General features: G+C 72.2%; 19 protein-coding genes. 11 read left to right on the top strand and 8 right to left on the bottom strand.

Annotated features, from left to right (window positions below; genetic code table 11):
- Positions 1-107 precede the first annotated feature (107 nt).
- The 3 genes from ABT300_RS30610 to hisN form a co-directional block, all read right to left on the bottom strand.
- Positions 108-524, bottom strand: a complete 417-nt coding sequence (locus ABT300_RS30610; protein WP_351682416.1) for a Fur family transcriptional regulator — start codon at positions 522-524, stop codon at positions 108-110.
- Between the two features lie 128 nt (positions 525-652).
- Entirely contained in the window at positions 653-1,045 is a 393-nt protein-coding gene (locus ABT300_RS30615) for a CBS domain-containing protein (protein WP_351682418.1), read from the bottom strand.
- A 166-nt stretch (positions 1,046-1,211) separates the two neighbouring features.
- The gene (gene hisN / locus ABT300_RS30620) at positions 1,212-2,012 is read right to left on the bottom strand and encodes a histidinol-phosphatase (RefSeq protein WP_351682420.1); all 801 of its coding nucleotides are present in this window, start codon (positions 2,010-2,012) and stop codon (positions 1,212-1,214) included.
- A gap of 168 nt (positions 2,013-2,180) precedes the next feature.
- Between hisN and ABT300_RS30625 the strand changes: the two genes are divergently transcribed.
- Positions 2,181-2,792: a TetR/AcrR family transcriptional regulator gene (locus ABT300_RS30625; protein WP_351682423.1), complete on the top strand. Its 612-nt coding sequence runs from the start codon at positions 2,181-2,183 to the stop codon at positions 2,790-2,792.
- A gap of 116 nt (positions 2,793-2,908) precedes the next feature.
- On the opposite strand, the gene ABT300_RS30630 is transcribed toward ABT300_RS30625, so the two are convergent.
- The 4 genes from ABT300_RS30630 to ABT300_RS30645 form a co-directional block, all read right to left on the bottom strand.
- The gene (locus ABT300_RS30630; protein WP_057584290.1) at positions 2,909-3,232 is read right to left on the bottom strand and encodes a DMT family transporter; all 324 of its coding nucleotides are present in this window, start codon (positions 3,230-3,232) and stop codon (positions 2,909-2,911) included.
- A gap of 158 nt (positions 3,233-3,390) precedes the next feature.
- Entirely contained in the window at positions 3,391-4,401 is a 1,011-nt protein-coding gene (gene rsgA, locus ABT300_RS30635; protein WP_351682426.1) for a ribosome small subunit-dependent GTPase A, read from the bottom strand.
- A gap of 11 nt (positions 4,402-4,412) precedes the next feature.
- Positions 4,413-5,756 (bottom strand): 3-phosphoshikimate 1-carboxyvinyltransferase, encoded by a 1,344-nt coding sequence (aroA, locus tag ABT300_RS30640; RefSeq protein ID WP_351682429.1) that lies wholly within the window; start codon positions 5,754-5,756, stop codon positions 4,413-4,415.
- Positions 5,757-6,008: 252 nt separating this feature from the next.
- Positions 6,009-6,731 (bottom strand): M50 family metallopeptidase, encoded by a 723-nt coding sequence (locus ABT300_RS30645; protein WP_351682431.1) that lies wholly within the window; start codon positions 6,729-6,731, stop codon positions 6,009-6,011.
- A 143-nt stretch (positions 6,732-6,874) separates the two neighbouring features.
- On the opposite strand from ABT300_RS30645, the gene ABT300_RS30650 reads away from it, so the two are divergent.
- From ABT300_RS30650 to ABT300_RS30695, 10 genes are all read left to right on the top strand, one after another.
- Positions 6,875-7,690: an SOS response-associated peptidase gene (locus ABT300_RS30650; protein ID WP_351682433.1), complete on the top strand. Its 816-nt coding sequence runs from the start codon at positions 6,875-6,877 to the stop codon at positions 7,688-7,690.
- A 4-nt stretch (positions 7,691-7,694) separates the two neighbouring features.
- Positions 7,695-8,321, top strand: a complete 627-nt coding sequence (locus ABT300_RS30655; RefSeq protein ID WP_502978029.1) for an alpha/beta hydrolase family protein — start codon at positions 7,695-7,697, stop codon at positions 8,319-8,321.
- A 249-nt stretch (positions 8,322-8,570) separates the two neighbouring features.
- Positions 8,571-9,266, top strand: coding sequence for an RNA polymerase sigma factor SigR (sigR, locus tag ABT300_RS30660; protein WP_351682439.1), 696 nt, complete (start codon positions 8,571-8,573; stop codon positions 9,264-9,266).
- Entirely contained in the window at positions 9,263-9,574 is a 312-nt protein-coding gene (rsrA, locus tag ABT300_RS30665; protein ID WP_351682442.1) for a mycothiol system anti-sigma-R factor, read from the top strand. Before sigR ends, rsrA begins: the two co-directional genes overlap by 4 nt.
- Positions 9,575-9,732: 158 nt before the next feature.
- Positions 9,733-11,046: an HD-GYP domain-containing protein gene (locus ABT300_RS30670; RefSeq protein WP_351682444.1), complete on the top strand. Its 1,314-nt coding sequence runs from the start codon at positions 9,733-9,735 to the stop codon at positions 11,044-11,046.
- Positions 11,043-12,347, top strand: a complete 1,305-nt coding sequence (locus tag ABT300_RS30675; RefSeq protein WP_351682446.1) for a metal-dependent phosphohydrolase — start codon at positions 11,043-11,045, stop codon at positions 12,345-12,347. The genes ABT300_RS30670 and ABT300_RS30675 overlap by 4 nt, the downstream gene beginning before the upstream one ends.
- 105 nt (positions 12,348-12,452) lie before the next feature.
- Positions 12,453-13,433 carry a tetratricopeptide repeat protein gene (locus ABT300_RS30680; protein ID WP_057584281.1) on the top strand — a complete coding sequence of 327 codons (981 nt, stop codon included), beginning with the start codon at positions 12,453-12,455 and terminating at the stop codon, positions 13,431-13,433.
- A 91-nt stretch (positions 13,434-13,524) separates the two neighbouring features.
- The gene (gene def / locus ABT300_RS30685) at positions 13,525-14,175 is read left to right on the top strand and encodes a peptide deformylase (RefSeq protein ID WP_319278679.1); all 651 of its coding nucleotides are present in this window, start codon (positions 13,525-13,527) and stop codon (positions 14,173-14,175) included.
- A 307-nt stretch (positions 14,176-14,482) separates the two neighbouring features.
- Complete coding sequence (cyc1, locus tag ABT300_RS30690) at positions 14,483-15,574, top strand: epi-isozizaene synthase (RefSeq protein ID WP_351682449.1); 1,092 nt, start codon at positions 14,483-14,485, stop codon at positions 15,572-15,574.
- Positions 15,571-16,941 carry a bifunctional albaflavenone monooxygenase/terpene synthase gene (locus ABT300_RS30695; protein WP_351682452.1) on the top strand — a complete coding sequence of 457 codons (1,371 nt, stop codon included), beginning with the start codon at positions 15,571-15,573 and terminating at the stop codon, positions 16,939-16,941. The genes cyc1 and ABT300_RS30695 overlap by 4 nt, the downstream gene beginning before the upstream one ends.
- Before the next feature lie 10 nt (positions 16,942-16,951).
- Here the strand turns inward: ABT300_RS30695 and ABT300_RS30700 are convergent, their stop codons facing one another.
- Complete coding sequence (locus ABT300_RS30700) at positions 16,952-17,917, bottom strand: GlxA family transcriptional regulator (protein ID WP_351682455.1); 966 nt, start codon at positions 17,915-17,917, stop codon at positions 16,952-16,954.
- Positions 17,918-18,111: the final 194 nt, after the last annotated feature.

Consider the following 18,111-nt stretch of genomic DNA (forward strand, 5'->3'; position numbering starts at 1 on the left):
GGAATCCGAAAGGGTTCCGGCCCTCGGTGCGTTCGCCGTCACGGCATGCGGCAACGGCGCGGCCCCGGCCTCCCGTGGGGGAGTCCGGGGCCATGGCCGGGCGTGGGTCAGGCGGCGGCGCAGTTCGGGCAGATGCCGCGGTAGGTCACCTCGACGTCCGACACGGCGAAGCCGAAGCGCTCCGAGTCGGGGAGGTCGGCCAGCGGGTTGCCCACGGGATGGACGTCCTTGATCGCGCCGCAGCGGGCGCAGACCAGATGGTGATGCGGACGGTGGGCGTTCGGGTCGTACCGCTTGGCGCGCTTGTCGGTGGCGACCTCGAGCACCTCGCCGAGCGAGACGAGCTCGCCGAGGGTGTTGTAGACGGTCGCCCGGGAGATCTCGGGCAGCCTCACCACCGCTCTCGCGTGCACCTCGTCGGCCGTCAGATGGACGTGGTCGCCCTCGAGCACCTCGGCCACGACGCGTCGCTGTGCGGTCATCCGCCAGCCGCGTCCGCGCAGCCGCTCCAGAAGGTCACTCATGGATCCAGCCTAACAGTCGACCGGACCAGGTCCCGAACCAGTGTGACTTTAGATTCCTGATGGACTTGGACATATTCCAGGTTGGTTGTCCCGTGGTGTCGAGCGGGTTCGCCGGGCGCGTTCCGCGCTCAGGCGGGCACCTGCTGTCGGGCCGGCGCCCAGCAGCGGATGATGTCGCGGACCGAGACGATGCCGGCCGGTCCGCCGTGGTCGAGCACGATCAGATGGCGGAAGCCGCCGTGGGCCATCGCCCGGGCCGCCTCCTCCAGGGTCCAGGTCGGGGCGGCGAAGACGACGTCGTCGGTGGTGTGCGCGTGGGTGCGTTCGACGTCGGGGTCCTGGCCGAGGCCGACGGAGTTGAGGATGTCCCGTTCGGTGAGGATGCCGATGCCGCCGGCGTCCGGATCCAGGACGACCGCCGCGCCGACGCGGCGGGCGGCCATCAGGGCCGCGGCCTGGCGGAGGGTGTGTGCGGGGCCGATGGTCAGGACCACCGTGCTCATGGCGTCGCGGACGAGCATGGGCTGATGCCACCTCCTAAGAATCCACCGGTCGTTCATGGATTCACAAGTTCACAAGTTCACAAGTGGGGGTGCTGTCAGCGTGGCAGGTAAAGCACGGGTCAACAAGAGGGCGCACGCGGCCGATTGAGGGCGTGCGCGCTCATCTGGGCGTTTCCGGCGCGCCTCAGTAGCGCTGTTCGAGATAGCCCAGGAGCTCGTCGTGCAGGAGGCCGTTGGAGGCGGCCGCGTTGCCGCTGTGCGGGCCCGGACGGCCGTCGAGGCCGGTGAAGGAGCCGCCCGCCTCCGTCACGATGATCGCGTTGGCCGCCATGTCCCAGAGGGACAGCTCGGGTTCGGCGCACAGGTCGACCGAACCCTCGGCGACCATCATGTACGGCCAGAAGTCGCCGTACGCGCGCGTGCGCCACACGTCGCGGGTCAGGTCGAGGAAGCCGTTCAGCACCCCGCGGTCCTCCCAGCCGCTCAGCGAGGAGTACGCGAACGAGGCGTCGGCGATCCGTGAGACGCCCGAGACGTGCAGCCGGGTCGCGGAGGACAGACTGCGGCCGCTGTACGCGCCGTGCCCCTTCGCGGCCCACCAGCGACGGCCGAGCGCCGGCGCGGAGACGAGACCGACGACGGGCTGGTAGCCGCCCTCGCCCGCCTCTGTCAGCGAGATCAGGGTGGCCCAGACCGGCACGCCCCGGACGTAGTTCTTCGTGCCGTCGATCGGATCGATCACCCAGCGGCGGGGGCCGGTGCCCTCGACGCCGTACTCCTCGCCCAGGACCGCGTCCCGGGGGCGCGCGCGCTGGAGCTGGCCCCGGATGAGCTCCTCGGCGGACTTGTCGGCCTCGCTCACCGGGGTCATGTCCGGTTTCGTCTCGACCTTGAGGTCGAGGGCCTTGAAACGGGCCATGGTCGCGGCGTCGGCGGCGTCCGCGAGGACGTGCGCGAGTCGGAGGTCGTCCAGGTAGTCCGGCATGGGACGAACCGTATCCGGCCAAGCCGAACCGGGGCCACAGGGGGCGGCGGCGGAAGTCCGGGGCAGCCGGGAATCGCCCGGATCGCCGTCCGGCGCCTCCGCCACCCTTGACAGTGCGGCCGTGCGCGTCAAACCTGGGCGCAGAGCCACATGCTCCAGGGAGGCGACATGCCTGCAGCGCGGGAATCCCTACTGGACGCCGCCTTCGAGGCGCTGGCGCTACGGCCGTGGGCCGCGGTGCGGATGGTGGACGTCGCGGCGTCCGCCGGGGTGTCGCGGCAGACGCTGTACAACGAGTTCGGCAGCAAGGAGGGCCTGGCCCGGGCCCTGGTCAGGCGCGAGGCCGACGGATATCTCGCCGGGGTGGAGCGCACGCTCGCCGCGCACGGGGACATCCGCGAGCGGCTCGCCGCCACCGCCGAGTGGACCGCCTCCGCCGCCCGCGAGAACGTCCTCGTACGGGCCGTCCTCACCGGGTTCTGGAGCGAACGGCTGCCCTCGCCCACGCTCGCGGCGGTGCCGTCCTCCTCCGCCGTGCCGGCCCAGCGGCGGGCGGACGGACCGCTGCCCTCACCCGCCGACCTCGTGGGCGCCGTCCGCGACCGGGCCGTCGCCGTGCTCTCGGGCCCCGGCGCCGCCCGCGCCGACGCGGCCGACCTCGCCCGCTGCTCCGAACTCGCCGTCCGTCTCGCGCTGTCCTGCGTCGCCGCACCCCCGCCGGGGGAGGACGGGGTCGCCGACCTCGTACGGGGCGCCCTGCACCGACCGTCGAGGAACTAGCCAGTAGTGCCTGCCGTTTGGATCACGAGCAGTCCCGTTCGTTGCCTGTGGCCTGATCCGCACGGCAGGCCCCAGGCCGCCCACCCGGCATGACGGGACTTTCGCAGCGTGCTTGCTCAGTGCGCCGAACCGGACAGCTGCAGCCCGATCACTCCTATGATCACGAGGCTGATGGAGATGAGCTTCAGCGTCGACACCAGGTCGCCCAGGAAGACCATGCCGTAGATGGCGGTGCCCGCCGCGCCGATGCCCGTCCACACCGCGTAGGCGGGGCCCACGTCGAGTTTCTTCAGCGAGAGGGTCAGCAGACCGAAGCTGCCCAGGGCGAAGGCGCAGAAGGCGATGGTCGGCCAGAGCCTGGTGAAGCCGTGGGACAGCTTGAGGCAGACGGCGAAACCGGTCTCGAGCAGTCCGGCCACGACGACCAGCAGCCACGCCATGTGCTGTCCCTCCGTTTGACCGGCCCGGTCCGGCTCGGTGCGATTATGCACTTACCGGCTCCGGGCCGACGCAAACAACGCGGCGGTCAGCCGGTCGGTGTGACGGAGCATCAGACTCGAGGACGGCTGACAGGCCGGCCGCGGACCGGCCGCGAGGGTCAGTCGCCCTCCGTGCGCTCGCGCGTGGCGAGCAGCCGGCGCAGCGAGTACAGCCGTGCCGGGTCGGCGTGGCCGTCGGCCACCCAGGCGTCCAGCGCGCAGTCCGGCTCGTCGTGGCTGCACGCGCGCGGGCAGCCCTCGGTGCCGGGCGCCAGGTCGGGGAAGGCGAGGATCACCCGGGACGGGTCGACGTGGTGCAGCCCGAAGGACCGCACGCCCGGAGTGTCGATCACCCAGTCGTCCGTGCCCGCCAGCGGCAGGGCCAGCGCCGACGTCGTGGTGTGGCGGCCGCGTCCGGTCACCGCGTTCACATGGCCGGTCACCCGCCGCCGCTCCTGCGAGACCAGCGCGTTGACGAGGGTCGTCTTGCCGACGCCGGAGTGACCGACGAACGCCGTGATCCGCCCCGCCAGATGCTCGCGCACCACGTCCGCGGCGGCGCCGTTCTCCAGCTCGTCACGGCTGGTGACGACGTACGGGATGTCGAGGTTGCCGTACAGCTCCAGCAGCTTGTCCGGTGAGGCCAGGTCCGACTTCGTCATGACCAGCAGGGGGGTCAGGCCGCCGTCGAAGGCCGCGACGAGACAGCGGTCGATCAGACGGGGGCGGGGCTCCGGGTCGGCCAGCGCGGTGACGACGGCCAGCTGGTCGGCGTTGGCGACGACGACGCGCTCGTACGGGTCGTCGTCGTCCGCGGTGCGGCGGAGCACCGAGGTGCGCTCGCCGATGCGGACGATGCGGGCCAGCGTGTCCTTGGCGCCTGACAGGTCGCCGACCAGGGCGACCCGGTCGCCCACCACGGCTGCCTTGCGGCCCAGTTCGCGGGCCTTCATCGCCAGCACGATGCGGTCCTCGACCAGGCAGGTCAGCCGCCCGCGGTCGACGGTGAGGACCATGCCCTCGACGGAGTCCTCGTGCTTGGGCCGGATATGGGTGCGCGGCCGGTTGCCCTTGCGGTTGGGGCGGCTGCGGATGTCGTCCTCGTCGGTGTGCTTGCCGTAGCGGCGCATGGCAGAAGTCCCTACGCCCCGAGCATCCCGGTCCACAGTTCCGGGAAGTCCGGCATGGTCTTCGCCGTCGTCGCCACGTTCTCGATCTGCACGCCCTCCACGGCCAGGCCGATGATCGCGCCGGCCGTCGCCATGCGGTGGTCGTCGTAGGTGTGGAACACCCCGCCGTGCAGCCGGCGCGGGCGGATGTGCAGACCGTCGGCGGTCTCCGTGACGTCCCCGCCCAGTTCGTTGATCTCCTTGGTCAGCGCGGCCAGCCGGTCCGTCTCGTGCAGCCGCAGGTGGGAGACGCCGCGCAGGGTGGACGGGGAGTCCGCCAGGGCGGCGACCGCCGCGACGCCCGGCGTCAGCTCGCCGACGTCGCCCAGGTCGACGTCGATGCCGTGGATCGAGCCCGAGCCGGTGAAGACCAGGCCGTAGTCGGCCAGTTCGCAGGAACCGCCCATCTCGGTGAAGATCTCGCGCAGCCGGTCACCCGGTTGGGTGGTGCGGGCCGGCCAGTCCGGGATCAGCACCCGGCCGCCGGTGACCAGCGCCGCGGCCAGGAACGGCTGGGCGTTGGACAGATCCGGCTCGATCGTGAGGTCCCGGCCCAGCAGGGCGCCCGGCGTGACCCGCCAGACGTTGGGCTCGCCGCCCGACTCCGGGGTGTCCACCTGGGCGCCGACCGCGCGCAGCATGTCGACCGTCATGCGGATGTGCGGCAGCGAGGGCAGTGAGGAGCCGATGTGCCGGACCTCCACGCCCTGGTTGAAGCGCGGCCCCGACAGCAGCAGGGCCGACACGAACTGGGACGAGGAGGAGGCGTCGATCTCCACCGGGCCGCCGTCCAGCGCGCCGCCGCCGTGCACGGTCAGCGGCAGCGACCCGCGGCCGTCGTCGTCGATGCGCGCGCCGAGGACGCGCAGCGCGTCGATGACGCCGTGCAGGGGACGCTCGTAGGACCGCGGGTCGCCGTCGAAGCGGACGGGGCCGTCGGCCAGGGCGGCGAGCGGCGGCAGGAAGCGCATCACGGTGCCCGCGTTGCCCACGTCCACCGTGGCCGGGCCGCGCAGGCCGTCGGGCAGCACCCGCCACGCCTCGCCCGCGCGCTCGGCGCTCCCGGCGCCGCCGGTGGAGCTGGACGACACCGTCTCCTCGATCTCGACGCCCATGGCCCGCAAGGCGTCGGCCATCAGCAGGGTGTCGCGGGAGCGCAGCGGGCGGCGCAGCCAGCCGGGCTCGGAGGCCAGGGCGGCCAGCACCAGCGCGCGGTTGGTGACGGACTTCGACCCCGGCACGTGGACCGTCGCGTCGACGGCCTCGCTCGCGTGCGGGGCGGGCCAGAGGGCGGTGTGGGCGGGGTTCGGGGCCATGGACTCCACTCTAATGAACTCGGGAGCCCGTCGTTCGGCCGCGAGCGCGCCGTGCCCGCCGCGTGCCGGGGCGGGGCGAGGCGGGGCGAGGCGTGCGCCGGGCAGGGCGCGCGGCGGGGCGCGACGCCACGGCGCCGGCGTGCGGCCGTCGTGCCGAGCGCGCAGGCAGGCCGCGGGCGGGCGGCCCCGCGGGCGAGCGGGCCGCCACCGGTGCGGGCCGCCGCCGGTGCAGGGCGCCACAGGCCCGGGGCGCTACAGGCCCAGCAGCCACCTGCCCCCGCCGAGCAGCGCGCACAGGCTCACCGCGTGGAAGAGGAACAGCCACAGGCCGGCCGGTACGTGGGTCAGCCTCGACAGCTGGTCCGCGTCGGAGTCCCCGGCGCCGCCGCGGGACCGCTTCGCCTGCAGCTCGAACGCCGGACGGACTCCGCCCAGCAGCAGGAACCACACCACCGCGTACGCGAACGCCGCCTGCACCTGCGGACCCGCCAGCCAGGACACGAGCAGGAAGGCGCCGCCGGTGAGGACGACCGTCAGGGCGCCGTAGGCGTTGCGGATCATCACCAGCATCGCCAGCAGCAGTGCCGTCGCCACCCAGAGCAGCAGGGTGACGCGGCCGGCGCCCAGCAGGGCGGAGCCGCCCAGGCCGAGCAGCGGGGGAGCGGGGTAGCCGGCCGCCGCGGTGAGGATCATGCCGAGGCCGTGCGGCTTGCCCCGGCTGAGGGTGAGGCCGCTGGTGTCGGAGTGCAGCCGTATCCCGGTCAGCTGGCGTCCGGTCAGCAGCGCGACCAGGCCGTGACCGCCCTCGTGGGCGATGGTGATCGCGTTGCGGGAGACCCGCCACAGGCGGTGCGGCACGACGACCGCGAGCGCCGCCACCGCGGTGGCGATCACCACCCACAGGTCGGGGTCGGTCTGGGTGCCGACGAGACGGTCCCACAGGTCGGGCAGCGCGAGGGCGGCGGTGCTGGCCATGGTCGGGGGTGGCTCCCTCTCGTGATGCGCGGGCCGGCGCGGGGGCGCCGGCGCCGGGTGGCGGTGGCCGGGCGGTCGTGGCCGGGCGGTCGTGGCCGGGTGGTGGTGGCAGGGTGGCGGGTCGGCCTGGCAGTGTGGCACGTATGTGCGGACGGTATGCAGCCAGTCGTGGGCCCGAGGATCTCGCAGGAATCTTTGAAGTCGAGAAGTGGGAGCCCGAGGAGAGCCTTGAGCCCGACTACAACGTGGCGCCGACCAAGGAGGTCTACGCCGTTCTCGACCGTCCTGTGAAGGACGCCGCCGACAAGCGCCCGGTTCGTCAGCTGCGCAGGCTGAAGTGGGGGCTGGTGCCGTCCTGGGCGAAGACGCCGGAGGGCGGCGCCCGGATGATCAACGCGCGCGCGGAGACGGTGCACGAGAAGCCGTCGTATCGCCGGGCCTTCGCCGCCCGGCGCTGCATCCTGCCCGCCGACGGCTACTACGAGTGGGTGACCGGCGTCCAGGAGCGGGATCTCGAGGTGGAGGGGAAGAAGAAGCGGCCGCGCAAGCAGCCCTACTTCGTCCTCCCGGCCGACGGCTCGGTCTTCGCGATGGCCGGGCTGTACGAGTTCTGGCGGGACCGGACCCTGCCCGACGACCACCCGCAGGCCTGGTGGGCGACGTGCTCGGTGATCACCACCGAGGCGGAGACCTCCCCGCTCGCCGTGGCCCCCGCCGACGGCCCGTACGCCCTCGCCGACATCCACCCCCGGATGCCCCTGATGCTCACCCCCGACCGCTGGGACGACTGGCTCGACCCGGCGCGGACCGACGTCGACGCCCTGCGCACGCTCCTCGAGCCGCCGGCGGAGGGGCTGATGCGCGCCTACCCGGTCTCGACGGCCGTCAGCAACGTCCGCAACAACGGCGCGGAGCTGCTGAAGGAGCTGGAGGGCCCGGAGGAGGGCACACTCTTCTGACGTGATCACCGAAACCGTCGAGACCGACGCGGGGACCGCCCGCATCACCTGGCGCCGGGCCCGGAAACCGGCCTTCGTCCTCGCCGTCGGCCATGGGGCGGGCGGCGGCGTCGACGCCCGCGACCTCCAGGCGCTCGCCGACGTGCTGCCCGGGCACGGGGTGAGCGTGGCCCTCGTCGAGCAGCCCTGGCGGGTGGCCGGCCGAAAGGTCGCTGCCGCGCCGAAGACCCTGGACGTCGGCTGGCGCGGGATCTGGCCGGCCGTCACCGCGTCCGGGGCGCCGGTGATCTCCGGCGGCCGGTCGGCGGGGGCCCGGGTGGCCTGCCGCACCGCCGCCGAGCTCGGCGCCCACGCGGTGCTCGCGCTCTCCTTTCCGCTGCACCCGCCGGGGAAGCCGGAGAGGTCCCGCGCCGGGGAGCTGCTCGGCGCGGGGGCGCCCACCCTCGTCGTCCAGGGCGGCAACGACCCGTTCGGCAAGCCGGAGGAGTTCCCCGAGGGGCCGTACGAGCTCGTCGAGGCGCCGTACGGCGATCACGGGTTCGCCGTCCCGAAGCGGGCCCCCGTGACCGGCGAACAGACGCTGCAGACCGTCACCGACGCGGTCGTGCGGTGGATCGGGTCGCTCGGGTGAGGGCGGGGGAATGCGGAGGGCGGCCTCGCTGTTGAGGCGGACAGAAGTGCTGAACATCCGGCACCGACGTCAGTGGGAGAGGAAGTCCTCCGCATGGGTTCGACCATCTGCCCGAGCCGTACCGCCCTCGACTGGACGGTGCTGCACGCGGCCAAGATCGCTCCTGTTCGAGCGGCGGCAGGCACGGGTAGTCGTCTATCCTCCGATTCGAGTGGGATCGGTTTCGATTCTGCCCGCGATCTTAAGGAGGTGGGTCCGGTCACCGGTACCGACGCAGGGACCGACAACGGCCAGGCGGAGCTGCCCGAGGGCCAGGGCGTGAGCGGGGCGACGGGTGCGGAGTCCACCGCAGAGCGCAGCGCGCGCTTCGAGCGGGACGCGCTCGAGTTCCTGGACCAGATGTACTCGGCCGCCCTGCGCATGACGCGCAACCCGGCGGACGCCGAGGACCTGGTGCAGGAGACCTACGCCAAGGCGTACGCGTCCTTCCACCAGTTCCGGGAGGGCACCAACCTCAAGGCCTGGCTCTACCGGATCCTCACCAACACCTTCATCAACTCGTACCGCAAGAAGCAGCGCGAACCCCAGCGCAGCGCGGCCGAGGAGATCGAGGACTGGCAGCTGGCGCGCGCCGAGTCGCACATGTCCACGGGTCTGCGCTCCGCGGAGTCGCAGGCGCTGGACCACCTGCCCGACTCGGACGTGAAGGCAGCGCTTCAGGCCATTCCGGAGGAGTTCCGGATCGCCGTGTATCTCGCGGACGTAGAGGGCTTTGCGTACAAGGAGATCGCGGACATCATGGGGACACCCATCGGCACGGTGATGTCCCGGCTGCACCGGGGCCGCCGTCAACTGCGCGGCATGCTCGAGGACTACGCCCGTGAGCGCGGACTGGTCCCGGCCGGCGCCGGAGAGTCGAACGAAGCGAAAGGTTCGGGCTCATGAGCTGCGGAGATCCGCACGAGACGGACTGCAGTGAGGTCCTCGACCACCTGTACGAGTATCTCGACAGCGAGATGCCTCCTCTCGACCGGGACAAGTTCCAGCACCACTTCGAGGAGTGCTCGCCCTGCCTGGAGAAGTACGGGCTGGAAGAGGCCGTGAAGAAGCTGGTCAAGCGGTGCTGCGGACAGGACGACGTGCCGACCGACCTGCGCGCCAAGGTCATGGGCCGGATCGACCTGATCCGCTCCGGGCAGGCCGTCCCCGAGCACGACGTGGCGACGGCGCCGGCCACTTCCCAGGAGTCCTGACCCACCGGCCCCGAGCGCTCGCCCGCCGTCGGCGAGCTCCGGGCCCGAAGAGCGCCGCCGTCACCCGAATGTGCTAATCCGCGGGTGATACGCCCGCGGCCCGCCCCCGGCCGTCCTAGGCTCCTGAGCCCGGGCAGGCACGGCTGGGGGGAGTGGCCATGGAGGGGATTCCGGCGCGGGCGCGCGGTTACGTCGCCTGTGTCGCCCTCGGCGCACTGCTGTGCACGCTCTCCTCGCTCCCCGGCGCGCCGACCCCCTGGTGGGCCGTCGCCCTGCTGGCCGCGGTGTACGCGGCGGGCGAGCAGATCGCCCGGCGCAGGTTCGCCGCCACCCTCCACCCCGTGTTGCTGGCCGGCGCCTTCCTGCTGGCGCCCTCCGCGGCCGCCCTCGTCCCGCTGCCCGGCGCGCTGTTCTCGCCCGTCGAACAGCGCCCCCGCCTGCTGCGTCGCGTCTGGCGGGCCGCCGAGTCGTCGCTCGCCGTGTGGCTGGCGGCCCGGGCGCACGAAGCGCTCGGCGGACGCGCGGCGGTGGCCGGCTCCGACCTGCCGTCCGCGTTCCTGCCCGCGGGCGCGGCCGTCCTGGTGTTCTGCGCCGCGCTCGCCCTCCTCGACGGCGGGATGCTGGCGCTCGCCGAGGGGCTCCCGCCGCGGGCGGTCTGCCAGGGGCTGTTCCTGCGCTCCCTCGCCCCGGTCGCCGTGCACGGCCTCGCCGGACTGATGACGGCCGTGCTGTGGAGCAGCCCGTACGGCCCCGTCGCGGCGCTGCTGGTGCTCTTCCCGATGGCGGTGTCCTGGTGGGTCTTCGCCCAGTACCACCGGGAGCGCGCCGCCCACCAGGCGACCATCCGCGCCCTGGTGCAGGCCGTCGACCTCAAGGACGGCTACACGCGCGGCCACAGCGAACGCGTCGGCCAGGCCTCGATGATGATCGGGCGCGAACTCGGCATGGACGACGACCGGATCGAGGTGCTCCGGTTCGCCGGCATCCTGCACGACGTCGGCAAACTCGGCGTGCCCACCCGGCTGTTGCGCAAGGACGGGCCGCTCACGCCCGAGGAGCGCCGGGTGATCGAGCTGCATCCCGAGTACGGGCACGAGATCACCCGGGGCATCTCCTTCCTCGGCGAGGCGCGCTCGGCGATCCTCCACCACCACGAGCGCATCGACGGCAGCGGCTACCCCTACGGACTGGCGGGCGGTCAGATCCCGGAGTCCGCACGGGTGGTCGCCGTCGCGGACGCCTTCGACGCGATGACCTCCACCCGCTCCTACAGCCGGGCCCGGCCGGTGGAGGCGGCCCTGGAGGAGCTGCGGCGGTGCGCCGGCTCCCACTTCGACCCCCGGATGGTCACCGCGCTGACCCGGGTCGTCGGCCGGGACGGCTGGCGCCCGGTGGTGACCGCCGAGGAGACCCGGCCCGGCGTGCCGGCCCCCGCCCCGGCGCCCGACGACCGCTCGGAGGCGCGCCGGTGACCCCGTTCCGCGAGCCGGGCGCGCCGACGGCCCCCCGCCGTGCCCTGGTCGCCCTCTACGCGACCGCCGCCCTCCTGGCCTCCGGCTGCCTCCTCGTCACCTTCCTGACGGGCCTGCGGGAGCGCCCCGTCGCGCTCGCCTTCGGCATCCTCGTGGCCCTGGGCGAGCCGGCCCTCGCGCGCTCCCGGCTCCGCCCGGGCGACCCGGGCCCGGCGAGCGGGCCGGGACTGCGCGAGACCGCGCCGCTCGGCGCCGCCGGGTCGCTGGCGTACGCCCTGGTCGGGGAGCACGCCGGGCATCCCACGCACCACGGGGTCGCGCAGGCCGTGGCGGTGGTCGCGGCCGCCTCCCTGCTGGGCAGCGTGCCCCAGCTGGCCCGGGGGCAGGAGCGGGTCCTCGACCATCTGGTCCGGCGCGTGCTGGCCGTCGGGTTCGCAGCCGTCTGTTTCCAGCCGCTGTACAACCGCGGGGCCTTCGACGGCTGGAGCGGCCCCGCGTACGCGCTGCTGCTGCTCGCGCTGCTGGTCCTGACCGTCCTGTGCGACGCCGTGGTGGCGGCCGCCCTCGCCTGCTCCCGCACCGGCTGGCCCTTTCCCCCGCTGCTGCGCGACGAGCTGCGGTCGGTGCCCGGGATCGGGTCGGCGGTGTGCGCGACCGGCGCGGTGATGGCGCTCGCGGTGGCCGTCGTCGGGCTGTGGGCGCTCCCCGTGTTCTCGGTGCCGCTGCTGCTCACCCAGCTGTCCCTGCGCCGCTACGCGGCCGTCCGCGCCACCTACCGGCAGACCATCGCCTGTCTGGCCCGGGCCACCGAGATCGCCGGGTACACCCCGCCCGGGCACGCCCGCCGGGTCGCCGCGCTCAGCCAGGCGGTGGGCCGGGACCTGCGGCTGCCGGAGCCCGAGCTGACCGTCCTCGAGTACGCCGCCCTGATGCACGACATCGGGCAGCTCAGCCTCGTCGACCCGGTGCCGGCGGGGGCCACGGCGGGCCTGCCGGCGGCCGAGCAGCGGCGGATCGCGCTGCTCGGCGGGGCCGTCGTCCGCCAGACCGGGGTGAGCGCCCAGGTGGCGACGGTCGTCGAGCGGCAGGCCGACCCCTACCCGGAGCAACCGGTGGCCGCCCGCATAGTCCGGGCGGTGAACGCATACGAGGAGCGGGTGCGGGGCAGCGGTCCCGACGGGCCTCTCACCGCCCTGGAGGAGCTGCGCCTCGGCACCGGCCGGGAGTATGCGCCGGAGGTGGTGGAGGCCCTGGCCAGGGTGCTTTCGAGGACGGGTCTGACCCTGCCCGTGGGTGGGTAACCCATGGGTAATGAGCCGCCTTCCGGCCACACGTGGTTGGATGCGAGGGAGAGAGTGTCCGGGGGCACTGGCCAGCCCACAGAACGGAACTGGCAGGCGGGAATCGTGAGGATCTTCGGCAAGGGACGGCACCGGCCCTCCGCCTCCTGGCGGCAGGCCACCGACCGCGCGTTCACGCTGATCGGCGACGGGCGGTACGAGGACGCGGGCGCGCTGCTGACACGTGCCGCCGACCTGGAACCCTGGCTTTCCGAGTCCTGGTTCAACCTCGCCCTGCTGCACAAGTTCCGGCACGACTGGGAGCAGGCCCGCACGGCCGGGCTGCGCGCCGTCGCCCTGCTCGACCGCGAGGCCGGGGCCCCCGACTGGTGGAACGTGGGCATCGCCGCCACCGCCCTGCAGGACTGGCCGCTGGCCCGCCGTGCCTGGCAGGCGTACGGGCTGCACGTGCCGGGCGAGGCCACGGGCGCGGGCGAGCCCGTCGGGATGGAGCTGGGCAGCGCGGCCGTACGGCTGTCGCCCGAGGGCGAGGCCGAGGTGGTGTGGGGGCGGCGGCTGGATCCCGCCCGTATGGAGGTGCTGTCGATCCCGCTGCCCTCCTCCGGCCGCCGCTGGGGCGAGGTCGTGCTGCACGACGGGGTCCCGCACGGTGAGCGGACCACCTCCGCCGGCCACTCCTACCCCGTCTTCGACGAGATCGAGCTGTGGGCCCCGTCCCCCGTGCCGACCTGGGTGGTCCTGCTGGAGGCGGCCTCCGAGACCGACCGCGACGCGCTGGAGCAGCTGGCCGCCGACGCGGGCTTCGCGGCGGAGGACTGGTCGTCCTCGGTGCGGCTGCTGTGCCGGATGTGCTCGGAGTCGCGGATGCCCTCCGACGAGGGGGACGGCGAGCACCTCGACCCGCACGACCACAGCGAGCCGGGGCACCCGGGCCCGCTCGGACACGTGACCGACGGGCAGCTGTGGGCGCCGGAGCGGGAGTGCGGGGTGGCCGCGCCCGCCTCGTTGGTGCGGGGGCTGCTGGACGGGTGGGTCGCGGACAGCCCGGACACCCGCGACTGGCGGGACCTGGAAGAGGTCTGTTAGCCGTCCCCGTACCCTGTATCAGCGACGAACCCCCGGGCGGGGGTCCGAGGGCAGGCCTCGCAGGACACAGTCAGGAAGGCATACGTCGGTCATGGCGCAGCAGGACACCGATCAGCAGCACGGGGGCGTGCTCCCCGTGGACGACGAGGGCTTCGTCATCGACACCGAGGAGACGGAGGAGCGCGAGCGGGCCCACCGCGAGCGCGGCGCCTCGCGGCCGATCACGGTCGTCGGCAACCCGGTGCTCCACAAGGAGTGCAAGGACGTCACCGCGTTCGACGACGAGCTGCTGAAACTGGTGGACGACATGTTCGCCTCGCAGCGCACCGCGGAGGGCGTGGGCCTGGCCGCCAACCAGATCGGCGTGGACCTGAAGGTCTTCGTCTACGACTGCCCGGACGACGAGGGCGCCCGGCACGTCGGCGTCGTCTGCAACCCGAAGCTCGTCGAACTGCCCGCGGACAGGCGCCGGCTGGACGACAGCAACGAGGGGTGTCTGTCGGTGCCGACCGCCTACGCGCCGCTGGCCCGTCCGGACTACGCCGAAGTGACGGGGCAGGACGAGCGGGGCAACCCGATCAAGGTGCGCGGCACCGGGTACTTCGCACGGTGTTTGCAGCACGAGACGGATCACCTCTACGGGTACCTCTACATCGACCGGCTCTCCAAGCGCGAACGCAAGGACGCGCTGCGGCAGATGGCCGAGAACGAGCCTCGCTACCCCGTCGTCGCCAACGACTGAGCCCGCACCCGCACCCGCACCCGCACCCGCACCCGCGCACACGACGCCTGTCCGGACTTTCCCCGGACAGGCGTCGTTCGTGTGTCCGACGGACGTTCGATCGCTTACGCACATCTACTACACATCTGCTGACCCGTAACCAGTCACGTGGGGGCGGATTCTCGGCATCTTGGGGTAGTGAATGAAGCAAATCCGTTCCCAGAACGGTCAGTTGTAGTGCTGAATGGGATGAGCGGGGATACGCAACGGCGCACGCCCGGCACGGCGGGAGGGGTGTGCGCCCACTGGCGGCTGAGAGGGGTTGTTCGTGCCAGCTTTCCCATACAGCACCACATACAGCACCACGGTGACCGCACCCGCGGTCCCTCCCTCGCTCTCTCTTCCGGTCATCGAGGCGGCCTTTCCCCGGCAACTCCACCCATATTGGCCCCGGTTGCAGGAGAACACCCGCTCCTGGCTGCTGGAAAAGCGGTTGATGCCGGCGGAGAAGGTCGCAGAATATGCCGACGGCCTTTGCTACACGGACTTGATGGCGGGCTACTACCTCGGAGCGCCCGACGAGGTCATGCAGGCCATAGCCGACTACAGCGCTTGGTTCTTCGTCTGGGACGACCGGCACGACCGTGACGTCGTGCACGGCCGGGTGTCCTCCTGGCGGCAGCTCAGGTTCCGCTTGCACGCCGCCCTGGACGCCCCGGCTGAGCATCTGACCCACCCGGATCCGCTGGTCGCCGGGCTCGCGGACGGCGTGGGCCGGCTGTACTCCTTCCTTCCCGGCACCTGGAACGCCCGGTTCGCCCGGCACTTCCACACCGTGATCGAGGCGTACGACCGGGAATTCCACAACCGTGTCGACGGGCGCATTCCCGGTGTCGAGGAATATCTCGCCCTGCGCCGGCTCACCTTCGCGCACTGGATCTGGACCGACCTGTTGGAGACGAGCGCGGGATGCGAACTCCCGGACTCGGTGCGGAAACACCCGTCCTACCGGCGCGCCGCACTGCTGAGTCAGGACTTCGCCGCCTGGTACAACGACCTCTGCTCGCTGCCCAAGGAATTGGCGGGCGATGAGGTGCACAATCTCGGAATCAGCCTCGTCACCCATCAGGGAATGACTCTCGAAGAGGCTGTCGAGGATTTAAGGCGACGCGTCGAACAGTGCATATCCGAGTTCCTGGCCGTTGAGAAGGACGTCCTGAGGCTCGCCGACCGAGTCTCCGACGGGACGGTCCGCGGAATGCAAATCGGCGCCGCCGTGCGAGCCTGCCTCGGCAATATGCGGAACTGGTTCAGTTCCGTCTACTGGTTCCATCACGAGTCCGGCCGTTACATGGTCGACAGCTGGGACGACCGGTCCACGCCCCCGTACGTCAACAACGAAGCGGCAGGTGAGAAATGACCGTCGAGTCGATGAAACCCGCGACCGCCGAGGCGCCCGAACTGCGCGAGCCACCGTTGGCGGGCGGCAGGGTGCCGCTCCTCGGGCACGGCTGGAAGCTGGCCCGTGATCCGCTGGCCTTCCTGGCCCAGCTCCGCGACCACGGCGACGTGGTCCGTCTCAGGCTCGGCCCCAAGACGGTGTACGCCGTCACCGCGCCCGGCCTCACCGGGGCCCTGGCGCTCAGTCCCGACTACATCATCTCCGGCCCCTTGTGGGAGTCCCTCGAGAGCCTGCTCGGCAAAGAGGGCGTGGCCACGGCCAACGGGCCGCTGCACCGCCGCCAGCGGCGCACGATCCAGCCCGCGTTCCGACTCGACGCCATCCCCGGCTACGGCCCGATCATGGAGGAGGAGGCGTACGCGCTCGTCGAGCGTTGGACGAGGGGCGCGGTCCTCGACGTCACCGCGGAGGCCTTCCGGGTGTCCGTGCGCATCTCGGCCCGCTGCCTCATGCGCGGCAGCTACATGGACGCCCGGTCCGAGCGCATCACCTCCGCGCTCGCCACGCTGTTCGCCGGCATGTACCAGCGCATGGTCGTACCCCTCGGGCCGCTTTATCGGGTACCGATTCCGGCCAACCGGGAATTCAACCGGGCGCTGGCCGATCTGCACCGGCTGGTGGACGAGATCATCGCCGACCGCAGGGCATCCGGTCAAAAACCGGACGATTTGCTGACAGCTTTGCTGGAGGCGAAGGACGAGAATGGCGACCCGATCGGGGAACAGGAGATCCACGACCAGGTCGTCGCGATACTCACCCCGGGCAGCGAAACCGCCGGCTCGGTGGTCATGTCGTTGCTCCATGTCCTCACCGAGCATCCGGATCAAGTGGACAAGATCCGCGAAGAGGTGAAAAACGTTGTCGGCGACCGGCCGGTCGCATTCGACGACGTCCGAAAGCTCCAGCACACCGCCAATGTCGTCGTCGAGACCATGCGGCTCTATCCCGCCGTATGGATATTGACCCGGCGCGCGGTGACCGACACGGAGCTCGGCGGATACCGCATTCCCGCCGGGGCCGACATCGTCTACAGCCCGTACGCGGTTCAGCGCGATCCGCGGTCGTACGAGCGGCACACGGAGTTCGCCCCCGACCGCTGGCTGCCCGGCCGCTCCGCGGACCTGCCGAAGTACTCCATGACGCCGTTCGGCGTCGGCAACCGCAAGTGCCCCAGCGACCACTTCTCGATGGCCGAGCTGACGTTGATCGCGGCGGTGGTGGCGAACGCGTTCCGCTTCGAGCCGGCCCCCGGCTCCGACAACCGGACGCACATCGGCATCACACTGCGGCCGCGCCGGCTGCTGCTGCGGGCGGTACCCGGGTGAGAGCCGCGGCTCAGGCGACGGCCTGCGGGCCCCGGAACGTGCGCCGGTAGGCGTTGGGGGTCGTCCCCAGCGCCTGCACGAACTGGTGGCGCAGGGCGCCCGCCGTGCCGAACCCGGTGCGCCAGGCGATCGCGTCCATCGTCTCGTCCGTGGCCTCCAGCAACTGCTGCGCCAGCAGCACCCGCTGGCGCAGCAGCCACCGGTAGGGGGTGGTGCCCGTCTCCTGCTGGAAACGGCGGGCGAAGGTGCGCGGGGACATGTGGGCGCGCTCCGCGAGCCGTTCCACCGTGATCTCCTGGTCGAGGTGCTGCTCCATCCACGCGAGCACCTCGCCGACGGTGTCGCACCGCGACCGGGGCAGCGGCCGCTCGATGTACTGGGCCTGGCCGCCGTCCCGGTGCGGCGGCACCACCATCCGCCGGGCGATCCGGTTGGCGACCTCCGGCCCCTGCTCCTTGCGGACGATGTGCAGACAGGCGTCGATGCCCGCGGCCGTCCCGGCCGAGGTGATCACCGGGTCCTCGTCGACGTAGAGCACGTCCGGTTCCACGACGGTGCGCGGATACTGCCGGGCCAGTTGTTCGGCGTGCCGCCAGTGCACCGCGCAGCGCCGGCCGTCCAGCAGCCCCGCCGCGCCCAGCACGAACGCCCCCGAGCAGACGCTGAGCACCCGCGTGCCGCGGTCCACGGCCCGGCGCAGCGCGTCGAGCAGCTCCGGGGGGAAGTCGCGCCTGCCGTAGGTGTCGCCGGCCGGCACCGCGATCAGGTCGGCGCTCTCCAGCCGCTCCAGACCGTGCGGGGTGCTCAAGGTGAACCCGGCGTGGGTGCTCAGCGTCGGCCCCTCCGCCGAGGCGACGGCGAAGTCGTAGACCGGCAGCCCCTCGTCGCTGCGGTCGATCCCGAAGACCTCGCAGACGACGCCGAGTTCGAAGGGGTGCACACCGTCCAGCAGAATCGCCGCCACGTTTTTCAGCATGCCGCCAGTGTGCCCCCCGAGTGGCAGTAATTTGAAGATGTACGGCAGTCCTGCCACTGTCAGCAGCGTTCGGCGTGTACGACGCTTACCTCATGAACGCACTCAGCGAGTACCTCACCGTCCTGGCCCTCTTCCTCGTCCTCGCGGCTCCGGCGCTGGTGGGGGATCTACAAGAGCGCCGGATCGAACGCCAG

The organism is Streptomyces sp. NPDC001027, from assembly GCF_040299045.1.
In the GTDB taxonomy this organism is placed as follows: domain Bacteria; phylum Actinomycetota; class Actinomycetes; order Streptomycetales; family Streptomycetaceae; genus Streptomyces.

Coding starts and splice junctions, on each gene's coding strand:
- ABT300_RS30645 (WP_351682431.1), bottom strand. CDS start 6,731: ATGGCCAGCACCGCCGCCCTCGCGCTGCCCGACCTGTGGGACCGTCTC.
- ABT300_RS30695 (WP_351682452.1), top strand. CDS start 15,571: ATGACCGTCGAGTCGATGAAACCCGCGACCGCCGAGGCGCCCGAACTG.
- rsgA (WP_351682426.1), bottom strand. CDS start 4,401: ATGCGCCGCTACGGCAAGCACACCGACGAGGACGACATCCGCAGCCGC.
- def (WP_319278679.1), top strand. CDS start 13,525: ATGGCGCAGCAGGACACCGATCAGCAGCACGGGGGCGTGCTCCCCGTG.
- ABT300_RS30700 (WP_351682455.1), bottom strand. CDS start 17,917: ATGCTGAAAAACGTGGCGGCGATTCTGCTGGACGGTGTGCACCCCTTC.
- ABT300_RS30670 (WP_351682444.1), top strand. CDS start 9,733: ATGGAGGGGATTCCGGCGCGGGCGCGCGGTTACGTCGCCTGTGTCGCC.
- rsrA (WP_351682442.1), top strand. CDS start 9,263: ATGAGCTGCGGAGATCCGCACGAGACGGACTGCAGTGAGGTCCTCGAC.
- ABT300_RS30610 (WP_351682416.1), bottom strand. CDS start 524: ATGAGTGACCTTCTGGAGCGGCTGCGCGGACGCGGCTGGCGGATGACC.
- ABT300_RS30650 (WP_351682433.1), top strand. CDS start 6,875: ATGTGCGGACGGTATGCAGCCAGTCGTGGGCCCGAGGATCTCGCAGGA.
- aroA (WP_351682429.1), bottom strand. CDS start 5,756: ATGGCCCCGAACCCCGCCCACACCGCCCTCTGGCCCGCCCCGCACGCG.
- ABT300_RS30625 (WP_351682423.1), top strand. CDS start 2,181: ATGCCTGCAGCGCGGGAATCCCTACTGGACGCCGCCTTCGAGGCGCTG.
- ABT300_RS30630 (WP_057584290.1), bottom strand. CDS start 3,232: ATGGCGTGGCTGCTGGTCGTCGTGGCCGGACTGCTCGAGACCGGTTTC.
- hisN (WP_351682420.1), bottom strand. CDS start 2,012: ATGCCGGACTACCTGGACGACCTCCGACTCGCGCACGTCCTCGCGGAC.
- ABT300_RS30615 (WP_351682418.1), bottom strand. CDS start 1,045: ATGCTCGTCCGCGACGCCATGAGCACGGTGGTCCTGACCATCGGCCCC.